The following is a 16490-nucleotide window of genomic DNA, read 5'->3' on the forward strand; positions in this document are numbered from 1 at the left end:
TGCAATAAAGCTTCTGTTTTATCTATTTCCAAAGTGTTTAAGGTTATTATTTTCTAACGTAAGTGATAAATGAAAATTCGTATTCATTTTTATCATCGGTAGGATGAAACTTAAGTTGGGTTTCTTTCCATATCTTTTTATCAATTTCAGGAAAAAAGGTATCGGCTTCAAAGCTTTTATGTACACGAGTCAATTCAATTTTATCGGCTACCGTTAAGGCTTGTTCATAAATTTGGCCACCGCCAATAATGTATGGTTGTGGGTCGTTTTTACAAAAATCAATAGCCTCTTGAAGACTGTTTACAACAATAACGCCTTGCGGTACTGTGTAATCTTGTTGTCTGCTAATTACAACATGTGTACGATTTGGTAGTGGTTTCGGAAAGCTTTCAAAGGTTTTACGTCCCATGATAATATGGTGTCCGCTAGTTAAACTTTTAAATCGTTTTAAATCGTCACTTAAATGCCAAATTAATTTATTGTCTTTTCCTATCGCGTTGTTTTCCGCGGCAGCGACAATAATAGTAAGTTCTTGGTTTGGAGTCGTTTTTGTAGGTGCTATAGCGGCTTTAATTTCTGAGGTTTTCTTTACGACCTCTTCCTTAGGTAGTCCCGCCTGCAGTTGTTCAATACGCTTTTTTTGCTTGTCTACCAGTTTAGCTAATTGCTTTTGTTCCCAGTCTTTACCCATAAATTTATGAGTAACGTACACATTAAAGGCGTGATACACAAAAAAAAATGACCAAATAAGGATAGCAAAAACAAACCATTCGGCACCCAAAATCTCTGTTAATTCTGTACCCATACCTAGAACGGTATTGGCAAGTATTAAAAAGGCACTACCAATTAAGAATAAAACAAAGTGGAAATATAGCTTCTTTTTTTGTTTAATACGTTTTTGAGCATTTTTAATAAGTTCTAATTGCTCTTTGTCTATTTGTGGGGTTGGTTTTTTTTTGCCGAACATACGTATAAAATAATTATGGTAAAGTTAATGCTTTTTTATGGAGTTTAAAATCTATAATTGAGAATGCTTGTTTCTGATATAACTTAAAATTTAAAAGCTTAAAAGTTGTTGAAAATGAATATATAAGCTACGGCGATTATTGGTAATACGATAAATTTATGATTAAAATATTTTGTAAGTATTATTTTTTTTGAACCCAAATTATTAAAATGATAATTCTTTCACTATGAGTCTTCTAAATGATTATTTGTGCTAAAATCTTCATAAATTAGTTGTTATAACAACACAGAAAAAATTTAATTATGGCTATCAAAAAACAATATTTAAAAACAAAACCCGTATGTAAGGTAACGTTTGCAATTGAAGCTGAAGCGGCAAAAAAAGTTTCGGTTGTAGGAACTTTTAACGACTGGAATGAAAAAAAGGCAGTCTTGAAAAAGCTTAAAAATGGCACCTTTAAAGGAACAGTTGATTTAGATACAGGAAACACGTATGAGTTTAAGTACCTAGTAGATGGCGTTTATGTTAATGATACAGACGCTGATGCCTATGCATGGAACGATTATGCAGGCGCAGAAAATAGCGTTTTAAACTTGTAATATATAAAATTCTGACTATCATAATGTTAGATTCTGAGTGAGGTTGAGCCTGTCGAAATATCTTGATGAACCCAAGTATAATTTGAGTTTCGGCGGGCTCAAACTGATAAATATATTTAAGGAATGACGACTTTTTAGGTTATTTTAAATTATACAGCCACCTGACCTTTAATATGAGGATGTGGATCGTAATTTTCTAAGGTAAAGTCTTCAAATTTAAAGTCGAAAATATCTTTTACTTCCGGATTTATTTTCATGGTAGGAAGTGGTCTCGGCTCTCGGGATAATTGTAGTTTTAACTGTTCAAAATGATTGTTGTAAATATGGGCATCACCAAAGGTGTGGATAAATTCTCCAGCTTGGTAGCCGCAAACTTGTGCCATCATCATGGTGAATAAGGCGTACGATGCAATGTTAAAAGGCACGCCTAAAAATATATCGGCACTACGTTGGTAGAGTTGGCAAGAAAGCTTGCCGTTAGCTACATAAAACTGAAAAAAAGCATGACATGGTGGAAGTGCAGCTTTTCCATTAGCAACATTTTCACTAAAGGATTTTGAGGTGTCAGGTAAAACAGAAGGATTCCACGCCGAAACTAGCATGCGACGGCTATCCGGATTGTTTTTTAAGCTGCTAATAACCTCCTTAATTTGGTCTATTTCATCGCTGTTCCAGTTACGCCATTGGTGGCCGTAAACGGGGCCTAAATCGCCATTTTCATCGGCCCATTCATTCCAAATTCTAACACCGTTTTCCGTAAGATAATTGATGTTGGTATCGCCTTTTAAGAACCAAAGTAATTCATAAACAATCGATTTTAAGTGTAGTTTTTTGGTGGTAACCATAGGGAAACCCTCACTTAAATCGAATCGCATTTGGTAACCAAAAACACTTTTCGTTCCAGTTCCTGTACGGTCTTCTTTTAGGTTTCCGTGTTCTAAAACGTGCTTAACTAAATCGTGATATTGTTTCATAGGCCTATTACTGCGCAGGCAGGAATCTCTTAAAAGGTGAAAATTTCGTAAAAAAGAATGAATAAATTCTGCAATGGCGAATTTAAGGAAATTGATAGATTCTAAGTAGATTTTAACAAACTTAGATATTAAAAGTTATTAACCTCTGTAGCTGGTAGGTAGGAAGCTAGAATTGTATTGGGCTAAATGGAGCTGTTTTATTTGAAGGAATTGGGATGCTATTCTTATACCATGTATAACCTAAAATGAGCCCTATAATTTGTTACCCAATAATCATCCCTGCAATGGTAGCCGAAATTAAAGAAGCGATTGTGCCGCCAATTAAAGCTTTCATGCCAAATTGCGATAGGGTTTTACGTTGCCCAGGAGCTAAGGAACCTATGCCTCCAATTTGTATGCCTATAGAAGCAAAATTTGCAAAACCGCAAAGCATATAGGTAGCCATAATCACCGATTTTTCGTAATTAAGATGGATCGCGTTTGCTGTGTTTTTTAATTCACTAAGCTGAATGTAACCTACAAATTCACTGGCTGCTAATTTAATACCTAGCAGTTGCCCCATCATCATAATGTCTTCCTTGGCAACACCTATAAGCCACATTAGTGGGGCAAAAACAGTTCCTAAAACCGCTTCAAGAGACAAGGCATTGTAAGGTGTGTTTTCGCTAACCCACAAATTAAAATTTCCTATACTACCAATTTTTAAAAGGCCGTAGTTTAACATGGCAATAAAGGCTACAAATACTAAAAGCATGGCCGCCACATTGGCTGCAAGTTTAAACCCTTCGGTAGTTCCAATAGCGATAGAATCTAGAATGTTGTCGCCAATTTTCTGTTTAGAAACCATAACATCGGTTTCTATGGCTTCGGTTTGTGGGTATAATATTTTAGAAATGACAATGGCTCCTGGCGCAGCCATAACGGAGGCTGCAAGTAAGTGTTTGGCAAAAAATTCACGCAATTGCATGTCGTCACCACCCAAAAACTGAATGTAAGCAGCAAGTACACCACCGGCAACAGTAGCCATTCCGCCTATCATAACCAGAAGAATTTCCGATTTATTCATCTTTTCCAAGTAGGCTTTTATCATTAAGGGCGCTTCGGTTTGTCCTAAAAAGATATTTCCGGCAACACTTAAGCTTTCAGCTCCCGAAATCCCCAATAGTTTAGAGAGTAACCAAGCCATAGCTTTTACTACTTTTTGTATGATACCCAGGTAGAAAAGTACCGAGGTTAGGGCAGAAAAGAATATAATAGTTGGTAATATCGTGACCGCAAAATTTATAAGCGGACTTTCAATGGTGCCCGATATAAATGATTTGAATAAGAATTCGGTGCCAGCTTCTGTAAAGGTTAATATTTTATTGAAGGCCTTTCCTAGATATTTAAAGATGTTTTGAATAAACGGAACTTTTAAAACGCCAATAGCTATTATCAATTGAAAGGATAAACCAATACCAACGGTTTTCCAATTGATGGCTTTGCGGTTGCTGCTGAATAAAAAAGCAAGCGCAATAAGTGAAATCATTCCTAAAACACCGCGCCATAAACTGCTTATGGAAAAACCTTGACTTGGTTGAATGGGGTTGCTTATACTGGCTTTTGCAGGTTCAGTAGTATGCGTTTGCCTAATTTCTTCATTGATATGCTCTATAAGTGTTTGTGTGGAATCTGTAGCAATACTTTGTTGAACGGCTTCAGTAACAATGTTGTTTTGTGTTTCTTGGGCATACCCTAGTGTTGATGTTAATAAAAAAATGGTAGCAATACCCAAAAACAACTTTTTCATAGTCTAAAAATAAGGATTATTCGCGTTTGGAAATTTCATCTCGAATATGAGCTGCTTTTTCATAATCTTCTGTGGCAACAGCTTCTTCTAATAATTTTTGAAGTTCTTCTAGAGTTTTACCTTTATAGGTGTCACGTTGCTCATTAGGTTCCATTTCATTAGCAACAAGCTCATCTAAAATGACGCTGTCTTCTTGATTTTCATCTTCTTTTTTTGGATTTACTTTTAAGTAGATGCCTGCTTTATCAAGAATGTTTTTATAAGTAAAAATAGGCGCTTGAAAGCGTAGGGCTAAAGCAATAGCATCGCTGGTTCTGGCGTCAATGATTTCTTCAATTTTGTCGCGCTCACAAATTAAGCTAGAATAGAAAACACCATCAACAAGTTTGTGTATAATCACCTGTTTAACCACTACATCAAATCGGTCGGCGAAATTTTTAAACAAGTCGTGTGTTAAGGGTCTTGGCGGGCTAATTTCTTTTTCTAAGGCAATGGCTATAGATTGGGCTTCAAAAGCACCAATAACGATAGGGAGTTTGCGGTCGCCGTCAACTTCATTTAAAATTAATGCGTACGCGCCATTTTGCGTTTGGCTATAGGAAATTCCTTTTATATTTAATCTTACTAAACTCATATATTTAAAACGTAAAGAACCGCTTAATTTAGAACTTAACCAGCCGAGCGTACCCATTTGGTATAAAATGCTAAATTAAGCAGTTCTTTAGGACTACACAATTTATAAAAAATAAATTATTGTTGAGCTTTAAAAGCTTTTAATTTTTCTATAAGGGCAGGAACCACTTCAAAGGCATCGCCTACAACACCGTAATCGGCAGCTTTAAAGAAAGGCGCTTCAGGATCGGTATTAATCACCACTTTGGTTTTAGAAGCGCTAACACCAGCTAAATGCTGAATAGCTCCAGAAATACCAATAGCAATATATAAATTTGAAGCAACAGGTTTTCCAGTTTGTCCAACGTGTTCGCCATGAGGGCGCCATCCTAAATCGGAAACAGGTTTCGAGCAAGCAGTTGCAGCACCTAAAACTTCAGCTAATTCTTCAATCATACCCCAGTTTTCAGGACCTTTTAATCCTCTTCCTCCAGAAACAACGATTTCAGCATCGGCAATGGTAACTTTGTCTGTAGCTCGGTCTACCGATTCTACAGTAACACCAGCACTTGGTATTTCTGGCGAGAAGTCTTCCGCGGAAGCGCTAGCACTATTTTCAACCAATCCGAAGGCATTATTGGAAACACCTAAAATTTTAACATCGGTATTGATTTGAATGGATTCGAAAGCCTTATTGGTAAACGCCGTACGTTTTACAGTAAACGGATTGGTGTTGGTAGGGACTTCAATAACATTGGAAGCGTAACCTGCCGAAAGGCCTACCGCTAATAACGGCGCTAAATACTTGCTATCGGCGCTAGAGCTTAGGACAACCACTTTAGTGCCTTCTTTTTCTGCAGCCTGTTTTATAATAGCGGCATAAGTTTTTGCTGTAAATTTATCGAGTTCCGGTTGGTTAACTTGAAGTACTTTGTCTACACCATATTTGCCAAGTTCGGCCGTGTCGTTAGCGTTAATAGCAATAGCGGTAACACTTGTTCCTAGTTGATCGGCAACGGCTTTAGCGTAAGATGCCACTTCGAAAGCGGCTTTTTTTAATGTGCCTTGTTCTGATTCTGTATATACTAAAACGGACATAAATATACTTTTTTTCATTTCCGCGAAAGCGGAAATCTCATTAATTAATTTTGTTTTTTCATCCTGAATTTATTTCAGGATTTCAAGATAATTTCGATATTTTAACGAACATCTCTGTAATCAATTCCCCTTCCATAAAAGGGTTAGGGGAGACTTATATTACCTTAGCTTCGTTATGAAGTAAGTTTACTAATTCGTCTAAATTATCTGGTGAAACTAAAGTAACCGCGCCTTTTGGTGTTGGTTTTTCGAAGGCTACAGAGGTAGTTTCAGCCTCCGAGCTTACGGGTTCCACTATAGTTAAAGGCTTTTTTCTGGCCATCATAATACCTCTCATGTTCGGGATGCGTAAATCGCTTTCTTCCACTAAACCTTTTTGGCTACCAATAACTAAAGGTAATGCCGTAGAAACGGTTTCTTTACCACCGTCTATTTCTCTTATCGCTTTCGCTGAAGTACCTTCAACTTCCAAACCAATACAATTGTTAACAAAATTAGCGTCTATAAGTCCGGCAAGCATTCCAGGAACCATACCACCGTTATAATCGATCGATTCTCTACCGGCAATAATTAAATCGTAAGCACCTTCCTTAGCCACATGAGCTAATTGTTTGGCTACTGAAAAACCGTCGGTAGCAGGAGTGTTCACACGAATGGCTGCATCGGCACCAATAGCCAACGCTTTACGTAAAGTTGGTTCGGTGTCGGCAGTACCAACATTTACTACGGTAACCTGAGCGCCTTGTTTTTCTTTAAACCACATGGCTCGAGTTAATCCAAATTCATCGTTAGGATTAATTACAAATTGTACGCCAGTCGAATCAAAAGCCGTGTTGTCGTCGGTAAAGTTAATCTTCGAGGTGGTGTCTGGAACATGACTTATACACACTAATATTTTCATTTGTATAAAATTTATAATGATTAGATCTCCAAGTCATACCTTAATCCTGTAGATAATCTAATTAAATCTTGATTTAAGGTAAGGACTTAAGAAGTTTTAAGTAAAATCTTCTGAAAAATTCAGGAGACGAAGTTAATTATTTTATTCTGATTATTTGATATGGCACTCTAGTAAAAAGCTAAAATAAGACCGTTAAACTTTGTGAATTGACAAAAATATAAAACAAATAATGCCAAGTTTTACAATTGTGTAATCTTAAATTAAAACAAAAGCCATTTGCTTATTCATATATTCCTATTTATAGTGAGTTATTTATGTTTTTTTACTAAAAACCAATCCTGTCCTAAACATTTTTGATCTAATCAAAAGTCAACGATTTTACTGGTAATTAGCCATGTTTTTTATCTTTTTCAAAAAAGAACCCCTTGTGTATAATTTTGTTTGGGGGGAGGCTGCTCGTTAAAAGGGCTATCAATCCATTTTTGCAAATCCACTTTGACAAAAAGGTTAAGTCTTATAAAAGCTACTAAATTGGACAAGTACCAATTATATTTTGCATTTGCTTTTAAGGCTTTTAGGATGAGTATAGTAATAAGAGCCGTCCATATTTGTATCATTACGGCATTTTCAGAAGTTCCTATAAACGATTTAATATGTAGCTGTTGTTTGATGTCTCTAAAGAATATCTCAATATCCCATCTAGCTTTGTAGAGTTGGCTAATTGTGTTTGCTGTCCAAGACATTTGGTTGGTAATAAGTTCTATTTCCTGGTTATTTTTATCGTCCCATACAGCTATTCTACGTAGCTTCTTTGGGTATTTTGTTTTTGATTTAGCCCCTGTTAGCTCAATGATTTCATCTTTTAAAACATGATGATGTCTATTTTCTGGCAATTCTTTTTCTTTAATACTCTTAAATTGGATGTTTTCTTTGTGCCTAATTACAAAAAACACTTGGTTGCTGTCCCAAACGTTAAGTAACGAAAAATCATTATAAAATCGATCTGCGACAATAACCGAACGGCTAATCAAAGGAATATCGTAAGCTCCTTTATTATCTGCTGTTTTACCATCGCTAATATTTACATAGTGCGGTAAATTACCATCATAATCAAGCAAGGTGTGCATTTTTACAGCTCCTTTGTGGGTTTTGTATTTTGCCCAATCAAAGAGACTTAAACATAGACTTATCGTTGTAGAATCTAATAGAAATATCTTGGATTTAATTTTGAATTTAACACGTTTTAAGTGAGGGTGCTGTCCAAAACTTTTTAAAAGAACATAGTAGTAATCTCGATAAAGCGTCCAGTCTCGATGTTTGTTTTGATAGCTTATCGTTGATTTAGAAGGTGCTTTCTGTATGCCTAAATGATTAAGGTTTCCTGTGGCAGAGCGAAGTCCATTACTTATATCTCGGACGGATTGACTTTTTGCAAATTGACAAAACAACATGGAGACTAAATGTGTCCAACTATTAAATCCTTTTTGATGTTTATCTGTTCCCTTGGCTTTTACAAGTTTAGAAAAACTAGAACGGTCTAATTTGGAGATTATCTGAGAGAACAATGTTATATTTGTCATGGAGAAAGGTTATTTTTTGTTGTGCAACTCAAAAATAATATTTTGAGATACAAAATCCCTTTCTCTTTTTAAGCGTTTTGGACGCTATTGACTAAAAACTATTTTTCCTGAATTTTACACATGATTTTTATGGTATAGTATGGTCAATAATTATTATTTTTGCTATTCGAATAAAAATAAACTTTAATGAAGACAATTCAATTTAGAGAAGCTATTTGCGAAGCAATGAGCGAAGAAATGCGCAGAGATGAGAGCGTTTACTTAATGGGTGAAGAAGTAGCAGAGTACAATGGTGCTTATAAAGCATCAAAAGGCATGTTAGACGAGTTTGGCGCTAAACGTGTTATTGATACACCAATTGCAGAGCTAGGTTTTGCTGGTGTTGCTATAGGATCTACAATGACTGGAAATAGGCCAATTGTAGAGTATATGACCTTTAACTTTTCATTAGTTGGAATTGATCAAATTATAAATAACGCGGCTAAAATCAGACAAATGTCTGGTGGGCAGTTCAATTGTCCGATTGTATTCCGTGGTCCTACAGCTTCTGCTGGTCAGTTAGGAGCAACACACTCTCAGGCTTTTGAGAACTGGTTTGCTAATACCCCAGGTTTAAAAGTCGTTGTGCCATCTAATCCATACGATGCCAAAGGCTTGTTAAAAGCGTCTATTCGCGATGACGATCCGGTTATTTTTATGGAAAGTGAGCAAATGTACGGCGATAAAGGTGAAGTGCCAGAAGGGGAATACATTATTCCTTTAGGTGTTGCCGATATTAAACGTGAAGGTACCGATGTAACCATCGTATCTTTTGGTAAAATCATTAAAGAAGCTTACAAAGCTGCCGACGAGTTAGAGAAAGAAGGTATTTCTTGTGAAATTATCGACTTACGTACGGTACGTCCAATGGATAGAAAAGCGATTGTAGAATCTGTAAAGAAAACAAACAGATTAGTGGTTTTAGAAGAAGCATGGCCTTTTGGAAGTGTAGCTACTGAAATTACATACTTAGTACAATCTGAAGCTTTCGATTATCTTGATGCTCCTGTTATTAAAATTAACACAGCAGATACACCTGCACCGTATTCTCCAGTATTATTGGAAGAATGGTTACCTAACAAAGACGAGGTAATTAAGGCGGTAAAAAAGGTGATGTATAAATAAAACGTATTTTTTACCTTAATATAAACTTCATCAGCATTTTGTGTTGGTGAAGTTTTTTTTATTATGACCATAAGACTTTTTCTAGCTTTATTTTTTACATGTTTTTGTGCGGTATTCGCGCAAACTAAAGTTAGTGGTTATGTTTTTGATGAAAATAACGACCCCATTGCTTTTGCAAACGTTATTTTTAGTGGAACAACTCAGGGTACTATAACCAATGAGGATGGTCGTTTTTACTTAGAGTCGGATGAAACATGGTCTGGTGTAACCGTGTCATTTATCGGTTATGAAACCTTAAAAATACCGCTAGAAAAAAGAATTAACTACGATTTAAAATTCACACTGGTGGAGGCTCGTTCTCAGTTAAACGAGGTGTTAATTGTATCAGGTAAGCAGCCAAAAAAAAATAATCCGGCTATAGATTTACTGCGTAAAATATGGGAGCATAAGCGTAGTAACGGCTTAAAACAATTCAAACAGTATCAATATAACAAATACGAAAAACTCGAGTTTGATATCAATACCATAGACAGTGCGCTTATAAATAGTAAATTGTTTAAAGGTATGGAGTTTGTTTTTGAAGAGGTAGACACCTCTAAAGTCACCGGAAAAACTTACCTGCCCATTTTTGTAAATGAGGCCGTTTCTAAAGTCTATGGCGATAATGTATTAAAGAAATACAAAGAAATACTTCAAGGAAATAAAAACTCGGGGTTTAGTGATAACCAGAGTCTTATCGATTTTGTAAAGGATTTGTATGCCGATATCAATGTGTATGATAATTACCTGAAATTTTTCGATAAAAGCTTTGTGAGTCCGCTGTCAAGAACAGGTATTAATACCTATAACTACGTTTTAGCCGATAGCGCTTATATTGATAATAAATGGTGTTATAATATTATTTACTATCCCAGACGGAAAAATGAACTTACTTTTAAAGGTGATTTTTGGGTAGCCGATACCACGTATGCCATTAAGGAAATAAACCTGCAAGCCTCAAAAAGTGCTAATATAAATTGGGTAAAAGAAATTTATATCGAACAGGAGTTTGAAGTGCTTAACGATTCGTTATTCTTAGTGAAACGTGATTATATGATGTCGGATTTTGCGCCGAGTAAAAAGGAGAAATCACGCGGACTCTACGGAAAGCGAACAACGCTCTTGGATAATTACGAGTTCGATATTGTAAAGGACAAGAAATTTTACGAGAAAGAAGTAAACTACTACGATAAAGATGTCTATAACCGTGATGATGCCTTTTGGGATGAAAATCGCATGGAGCAGCTTAGTAAAGACGAAAAGGGTGTTTATAAAATGCTCGATACTTTAAAAACGGTAAAAAAGTTTAAAAACCTGTATAGCGCAGGTACTGTTTTGGCTTCTGGCTATTATGAGTTTAATACCTTGCCTTTGGATTATGGTCCTGTATTTTCGTCATTTGGATACAATGACGTTGAAGGGATTAGAACCCGTGTTGGTGGTCGTACGTATTTTGGTAGAAACGATTTATGGCGTATTGAAGGTTTTATGGCTTATGGGTTTCGAGATGATAAGTTTAAGTATGGTATTTCAGGAAAAGTGCTGTTAGACAAAAAAACGCGTTTGATTATTTCAGGAGGTAACCGTCGTGATATCGAACAAATAGGGGCGAGTTTAACAAATTCTACCGATGTGCTAGGACGTAGTTTTGCTTCATCTGGTCTTTTTACAACCGCTACTAACGATAAACTTACTAATATCAATTTATCGACTTTAGCCCTAGAATTTGAGCCTGTAAAAAATTTCACGGTGAGATTGGGTGGGAGTTACAGAACCTTGGAGTCGGCTTCAGATACCTTTAGTTTAGATTATTACGATCCCAATTCTCCAACAGGTATTTCTTCTGAAATTAAACAATATGAAACCGAATTATTAATGTCATTTTTTCCAGGACGAAAAATGACTGGGTTTGGAGTGGAACGTTTGGCTGCTAACGACGATTATGCGCAAATATTTGCTTTATTTACTCGCGGTGTGAAAGGCAGGGATAATGATAATTTTGACTATACTAAACTTCAGTTTCGCTATGTGCAACCTTGGCAAATTGGTGGTTTTGGAAGACTTTACACGACCATTGAAGCGGGAAAAACATTTGGAACCGTGCCACTCGGTCTGTTAAGTGTAATTCCTGGGAATCAGAGTTATTTCTCGATTTATAACACCTTCTCGCAAATTGATTTTTATGAATTTGTAACCGATGCTTATACTTCGGTGCATGTAGAGCATAATTTTAACGGCCGCCTATTTTCTAGAATTCCTTTGGTTAAGAAACTCAATTTAAGAGCCATCGCTGGATTTAGAACAGTAATAGGAAGTATTTCTCAAGATAATATCGACTTGAATGCTTCAGGTCTGGTGTATCAAGCACCATCTGAAATCCCTTATTACGAATACAGTTTCGGTATCGGAAATATTTTTAAAGTATTCCGTTTGGACTTCAATTTCCGAGGCAATTATCTGGATGAGGTTCAAAATCCGAATGCCCGACAATTTGGTATCACTGGCGCGTTTGGATTTAGTTTTTAATCTTCATGAGACTGCTTACATTAAAAAGATAAGCAAAATCCTACAAATAAATAAAAATTGATTACATTTGAGCGATTCAAATCTATCAAATGTATAAATCATGCCTGGAAAACCAGCCGCAACTTTAGGAAGTCATCATACGTGTCCCATGTGTAGTGGTACGACGCCTCATGTGGGCGGACCCGTAATTAAAGGCGAGGTTAATGTATTGTTTAATAGCAAACCTGCAGCTACTTTAGGTAGTTTATGTACTTGTGTAGGTGGTCCTGATACTATTATTTCTGGGAACCCAACGGTTTTGATAAATGGTAAGCCTATGGCTTGCGTGGGGGATTCTTCGGCTCACGGCGGAATAGTAGTTATGGGAGAAGCTAATATTTTAATTGGAAGCAGTCTGGTGGAACCATCAAAGGTCTTGCCTGCCGAAAAAATCCCATTTCCTAAAATTAGCACGATTGATCGCTTAAAATCAGTCGTTGTTGGTCAGGGTGAAAGCCTTAAAATAGCAGAGCGAAATCAGGAAGCCTCTAGGAATCGTGGTTATTTAGTTGAAGTCGATTTTAGTATTTAGTAAACCCCATGAAAGTCGATTATCCTATTCTCCCTGAGTATGCCAATGATGCTACCGAAACTGATAAGTCCAAAACTATAGAACGTTATTTCGGACATTACAACCGAGCGGGATTTTTTCCCTTAGGTGTGCATAACACGTGGCATGGTGGGATTCATCTTGAAGGTATAGGCACTAAAGTAAGAGCCATTGCCGATGGTCGTATCATAGCTTACCGTATACCAGAAGATTATACTCTAGAAAAGTATAGCACCGATGCTAAATACTCCAACGGTTTTATTCTCATCCAACATGATTTTGAAACGCCCGAAAAAGTAAAACTCCGATTTTATAGCTTGTATATGCACTTACAGCCTAAAATAGAAATGGAAGCGAGTGAAGCAGGGGAAAACATTCCCGATTTGTATGCAAAGTATGTTGTAAAAACAAAATTGAATTCTAGGGAAATGGGATTGAAAGTTCGTGAGTATAGCCCTGAAATTCTTGAAAAACAGAAAAAAGAAACCCATTTTTTTTCTAAAGGAACTAAGCTGAAAATGGAGTATGATATATGCCTTCCAGAAGAGCATTGGATGTGTGGTAATCCTTCATATGTTTTTTGTTCTTATAACAATAAAGTATTCTGTGTATATAAAGGTTACTTAACTGAAGAGGTGGATGGGTATGTTAAAATAGATCATTATAAAGCTAATGAGGTTAATGTTTTTGGGGAAGATGATCATATGGGAACCATGATGTTTGACGCTATTGAAGGGCGTTATCTTAGTATGGCATGTAAAAACACGGAGCTTGAAATAGAAACTACAAAAAATAAAGCGTGGTATAAAATTAAAGGCACCGAACAATACGTTTTAGCTCAAGATTGTAGTAAAATCATAAAAAAAATAAAAGATGATGTGGTTTTCAATAAAGTTGAAAATGTTGATGTTCCTATAAAAGCGGGTCAAATTATTGGCGCTCTTGGTGCTTATGAATCTGATTTTCGAAAGTCCTACAAAACACTGCATTTGGAAGTATTTACAGATGATGAAAACTTAAAAGATTTTATAAATAATACGAAAGATAAGTCTAAAATCGCTTTTGAGGTAAACAAAGGTAAAAAGCTGCAACAGGGAAAGCCTTGCGATTTTTTAAAAGCAAATACCAAAGTCAAAATTTTTAAATCTGATGGGGATTACACGCAAATCGGATTTGAAGATGAAACCACCGTTGTGCCTTATGCAGTATTGAATGATAAAAATAAAAAAACGAAAACCTATGTCAATGGCGTTAAAGTAAGGAACAATGTTTACACTATTAAGGAGGCGGATTTTGACGAAATCAATTTAAAATTAAACCATGTCTTGCCAGATAAAAAGGCTGAAGTCTATTATATAAATAAAACAGGAGCAGACAATGTCAACAGAACCATAGGTTATGGCATGAAATACTCAGGAAAAAAGTTTTGGGTAAAATCTGAGGAGTTAACAGGAGGTATTAATAACTGGAAAGATTTAAGTACACCTATTAATATGGTGTTTGAAAACAAGCCTAGTGATCATTCTGAAACAGTTGAGGTACTAAAAACCTCAAAAGTAAGAAAAACAGCAGAAGCTAAAGATAGCCAAGGCGTGTTGTGGTGGCATGTTAAAACAAAACAGGAATCTGGTTGGGTTAAAAAAAGTGAACTAACAGAAAAGAACCCTTATAATTGGTCAGATTTCGGCTGGAAGATCCTGGATAATACCGGCGACCAATATTTTTACATGTTTGGGGAGTTTGTAGAGAAAAGTAGTCCACATGCCTTCGTGGAAGACATCTGGAAGCAAGCCGATACTAATGGCGATCGGGTGTTGTCTAATTTCGAGCTGCAACAAGTGATGCAAAATAAAGACCACTTAGAGGCAATATCTAAGCTTGTTTGTAAGCATGAAAGTGAATGGAACATGCGAGCGAAACTCGAAAAGTTCGAAACGGAACTCCAAGCTCTTTTTGAAAAAGGGATTAATGAAGCCGAAGGCACCGACACCGAAGGTAACGACCTCAAACAAAAGTTAGAAACCCAGCGGGATCAAAAAATAGAGGTCTTAAAAGATAAGATAGAAAGTTTATGCTTCTGGGATGAGATAAAAACAGGTGATTTAACCCCGAAAGAAGAACGCAAACAACAATATATCGTTGCTCATCGCAAGCACAGTCCCAGTTTCAGAATTACCGATGAGCTCAATTCCGAAGAGCAAAACCTAGCGAACGATTTCGAACAGTTAGAAGAACAACTTGTAAAACGACAATTTCCTAAGGACTCTAATGTGTATCATTTTCATCCAATTGCTTTTGTGGAGCAAATGAAGGTGATTGTTGGGAAAGAAGATATTGATTTGTCGGATCCAGATAAGTGGATGTCACAATTTGATAATCCGGTTAATCCTAGTCAGGCCTGTTATAGGACTAGTGTTATTGTTGTTGGTAGATTTGGTGCTACTTCAGGAGGATTAGGGGTAAAATTAGAAAAGAGGTATGAAAACGGAACGAATCAATGGAGTAATGTTATTCAAGCTGTTGTACAAATGCCAGATGGGGTTTTAAAAAACACAGAATATACGGAAGAAGCTATAAAGTATTTAGATCATGAATTAGAAGGAGGACGTCCTATTGTAATTGGGGTGGATAGAGAGGCTAATAAAACATATAACAAGGATAACACCACCGAACATTTTATAGTTATAACAGGTAGAAAGTCAGATGAAAATGGTTTGTATTATAGGTTTTTTGAGGTTGGAACATTAGCTCAGAATAAAGAAATAAAAGGTGTAAACCCGAACAATAGACTTTACTTACAGGATAATTTTAGATTGGTTGGTAATAAGCCAGTGTCAAATAAGAAATATACATTAACTCAAGTAAGAAAAAATAAGATATGAAACGAATAGGTTTATTAATTTTGATCGTGTTAGTCTTGTTTTCATGTGAAAATAGAAGGACTAATAAAGAAATTAATGTCTATGATGATAAAGATAATGCTTTAGAGAAAGTAGATTTAACATTGTCTAGAGTTCGAGAAAATGAAGTCTTTAATAAAACCTTCTTTTTAGTAACTAAAACAGATTCTTTAGATATATTATATCATTATTGTGATGCGGAAATAAATACTATTAAAGTTTTTAAGGACTCCGTTTGGGAAAACTTCGGACAAGAAGAATATACTATGATTGTAAAAGATGTAGTCTCTAGTGATAAAAGAATAATAGTTAAAGGAAGAGAAAGACATCAAAAAGCTAATGAAAATTATGTTTTTAAATTGATTAATAGAAATAAAGGATACTGGAGTATTAATGATAAAATTTATATTGATAGTTTAAATGTTGGCCAAATTAGTGAAGTATGGCAGCCTTATAAAGATTGTTGGGAAGATGAAATGGTATATGTTGCTGAGTTAATAATAAGTAAAAACCCGACTAACCCAATACCGTATCTTAATTTGGGTGACTATTATTGGCAATCTCAGGATGTTGTGAAATCAAGAGAAAGTTATAGGAATTATATAAATTATATGAAGCTCATAGGAAAAGAGAATAAAATAGAGAAAAAAGCTTTTCTTAGGTTGGAATAATATATAAGAATTAGAATTGCCCGATAGCGCAGACTTATAGTCCGAAAGAAGAACGCAAACAACAATATATCGTTGCTCATC

General features: G+C 35.8%; 13 protein-coding genes. 6 read left to right on the top strand and 7 right to left on the bottom strand.

What is annotated here, in order from left to right:
- Positions 1-46: 46 nt before the first annotated feature.
- On the bottom strand, positions 47-967 hold the full coding sequence (locus tag C1A40_RS09430) for a dihydrofolate reductase (RefSeq protein ID WP_102995682.1): 921 nt from the start codon (positions 965-967) through the stop codon (positions 47-49).
- 302 nt (positions 968-1269) lie between these two features.
- On the opposite strand from C1A40_RS09430, the gene C1A40_RS09435 reads away from it, so the two are divergent.
- Positions 1270-1566 carry an isoamylase early set domain-containing protein gene (locus C1A40_RS09435; RefSeq protein ID WP_102995683.1) on the top strand — a complete coding sequence of 99 codons (297 nt, stop codon included), beginning with the start codon at positions 1270-1272 and terminating at the stop codon, positions 1564-1566.
- A gap of 149 nt (positions 1567-1715) precedes the next feature.
- Here C1A40_RS09435 and C1A40_RS09440 read toward each other — a convergent pair whose 3' ends face one another.
- The 6 genes from C1A40_RS09440 to C1A40_RS09465 form a co-directional block, all read right to left on the bottom strand.
- Entirely contained in the window at positions 1716-2540 is an 825-nt protein-coding gene (locus C1A40_RS09440) for a thymidylate synthase (RefSeq protein WP_102995684.1), read from the bottom strand.
- Between the two features lie 262 nt (positions 2541-2802).
- A complete protein-coding gene (locus C1A40_RS09445; RefSeq protein ID WP_102995685.1) occupies positions 2803-4329 on the bottom strand; it encodes a NupC/NupG family nucleoside CNT transporter in 1527 nt (508 codons plus the stop codon).
- Positions 4330-4345: 16 nt separating this feature from the next.
- Complete coding sequence (locus tag C1A40_RS09450) at positions 4346-4963, bottom strand: bifunctional nuclease family protein (protein WP_102997186.1); 618 nt, start codon at positions 4961-4963, stop codon at positions 4346-4348.
- Between the two features lie 116 nt (positions 4964-5079).
- Complete coding sequence (locus tag C1A40_RS09455) at positions 5080-6039, bottom strand: electron transfer flavoprotein subunit alpha/FixB family protein (protein WP_102997187.1); 960 nt, start codon at positions 6037-6039, stop codon at positions 5080-5082.
- 154 nt (positions 6040-6193) lie between these two features.
- A complete protein-coding gene (locus C1A40_RS09460; RefSeq protein ID WP_102995686.1) occupies positions 6194-6940 on the bottom strand; it encodes an electron transfer flavoprotein subunit beta/FixA family protein in 747 nt (248 codons plus the stop codon).
- Between the two features lie 410 nt (positions 6941-7350).
- Positions 7351-8520 (bottom strand): IS4 family transposase, encoded by a 1170-nt coding sequence (locus C1A40_RS09465; protein ID WP_102995256.1) that lies wholly within the window; start codon positions 8518-8520, stop codon positions 7351-7353.
- Between the two features lie 186 nt (positions 8521-8706).
- Between C1A40_RS09465 and C1A40_RS09470 the strand changes: the two genes are divergently transcribed.
- From C1A40_RS09470 to C1A40_RS09490, 5 genes are all read left to right on the top strand, one after another.
- Positions 8707-9684: a pyruvate dehydrogenase complex E1 component subunit beta gene (locus C1A40_RS09470; protein WP_102995687.1), complete on the top strand. Its 978-nt coding sequence runs from the start codon at positions 8707-8709 to the stop codon at positions 9682-9684.
- Between the two features lie 63 nt (positions 9685-9747).
- Positions 9748-12249: a DUF5686 and carboxypeptidase-like regulatory domain-containing protein gene (locus C1A40_RS09475; protein WP_102995688.1), complete on the top strand. Its 2502-nt coding sequence runs from the start codon at positions 9748-9750 to the stop codon at positions 12247-12249.
- 100 nt (positions 12250-12349) lie between these two features.
- Positions 12350-12820, top strand: a complete 471-nt coding sequence (locus C1A40_RS09480; RefSeq protein ID WP_102995689.1) for a PAAR domain-containing protein — start codon at positions 12350-12352, stop codon at positions 12818-12820.
- Between the two features lie 8 nt (positions 12821-12828).
- Positions 12829-15720, top strand: coding sequence for a M23 family metallopeptidase (locus C1A40_RS09485; RefSeq protein WP_102995690.1), 2892 nt, complete (start codon positions 12829-12831; stop codon positions 15718-15720).
- Entirely contained in the window at positions 15717-16409 is a 693-nt protein-coding gene (locus C1A40_RS09490; RefSeq protein ID WP_102995691.1) for a hypothetical protein, read from the top strand. The genes C1A40_RS09485 and C1A40_RS09490 overlap by 4 nt, the downstream gene beginning before the upstream one ends.
- The last annotated feature ends 81 nt before the right edge of the window (positions 16410-16490 follow it).

The sequence above is a fragment of the Tamlana carrageenivorans genome (assembly GCF_002893765.1).
Taxonomy (GTDB): domain Bacteria; phylum Bacteroidota; class Bacteroidia; order Flavobacteriales; family Flavobacteriaceae; genus Pseudotamlana; species Pseudotamlana carrageenivorans.

Excerpts from the sequence above, each read along its gene's own strand:
- C1A40_RS09485 (WP_102995690.1), top strand. The coding sequence starts at position 12,829 with ATGAAAGTCGATTATCCTATTCTCCCTGAGTATGCCAATGATGCTACC.
- C1A40_RS09450 (WP_102997186.1), bottom strand. The coding sequence starts at position 4,963 with ATGAGTTTAGTAAGATTAAATATAAAAGGAATTTCCTATAGCCAAACG.
- C1A40_RS09470 (WP_102995687.1), top strand. The coding sequence starts at position 8,707 with ATGAAGACAATTCAATTTAGAGAAGCTATTTGCGAAGCAATGAGCGAA.
- C1A40_RS09430 (WP_102995682.1), bottom strand. The coding sequence starts at position 967 with ATGTTCGGCAAAAAAAAACCAACCCCACAAATAGACAAAGAGCAATTA.
- C1A40_RS09475 (WP_102995688.1), top strand. The coding sequence starts at position 9,748 with ATGACCATAAGACTTTTTCTAGCTTTATTTTTTACATGTTTTTGTGCG.
- C1A40_RS09465 (WP_102995256.1), bottom strand. The coding sequence starts at position 8,520 with ATGACAAATATAACATTGTTCTCTCAGATAATCTCCAAATTAGACCGT.
- C1A40_RS09445 (WP_102995685.1), bottom strand. The coding sequence starts at position 4,329 with ATGAAAAAGTTGTTTTTGGGTATTGCTACCATTTTTTTATTAACATCA.
- C1A40_RS09460 (WP_102995686.1), bottom strand. The coding sequence starts at position 6,940 with ATGAAAATATTAGTGTGTATAAGTCATGTTCCAGACACCACCTCGAAG.
- C1A40_RS09490 (WP_102995691.1), top strand. The coding sequence starts at position 15,717 with ATGAAACGAATAGGTTTATTAATTTTGATCGTGTTAGTCTTGTTTTCA.
- C1A40_RS09435 (WP_102995683.1), top strand. The coding sequence starts at position 1,270 with ATGGCTATCAAAAAACAATATTTAAAAACAAAACCCGTATGTAAGGTA.
- C1A40_RS09455 (WP_102997187.1), bottom strand. The coding sequence starts at position 6,039 with ATGTCCGTTTTAGTATATACAGAATCAGAACAAGGCACATTAAAAAAA.
- C1A40_RS09480 (WP_102995689.1), top strand. The coding sequence starts at position 12,350 with ATGCCTGGAAAACCAGCCGCAACTTTAGGAAGTCATCATACGTGTCCC.
- C1A40_RS09440 (WP_102995684.1), bottom strand. The coding sequence starts at position 2,540 with ATGAAACAATATCACGATTTAGTTAAGCACGTTTTAGAACACGGAAAC.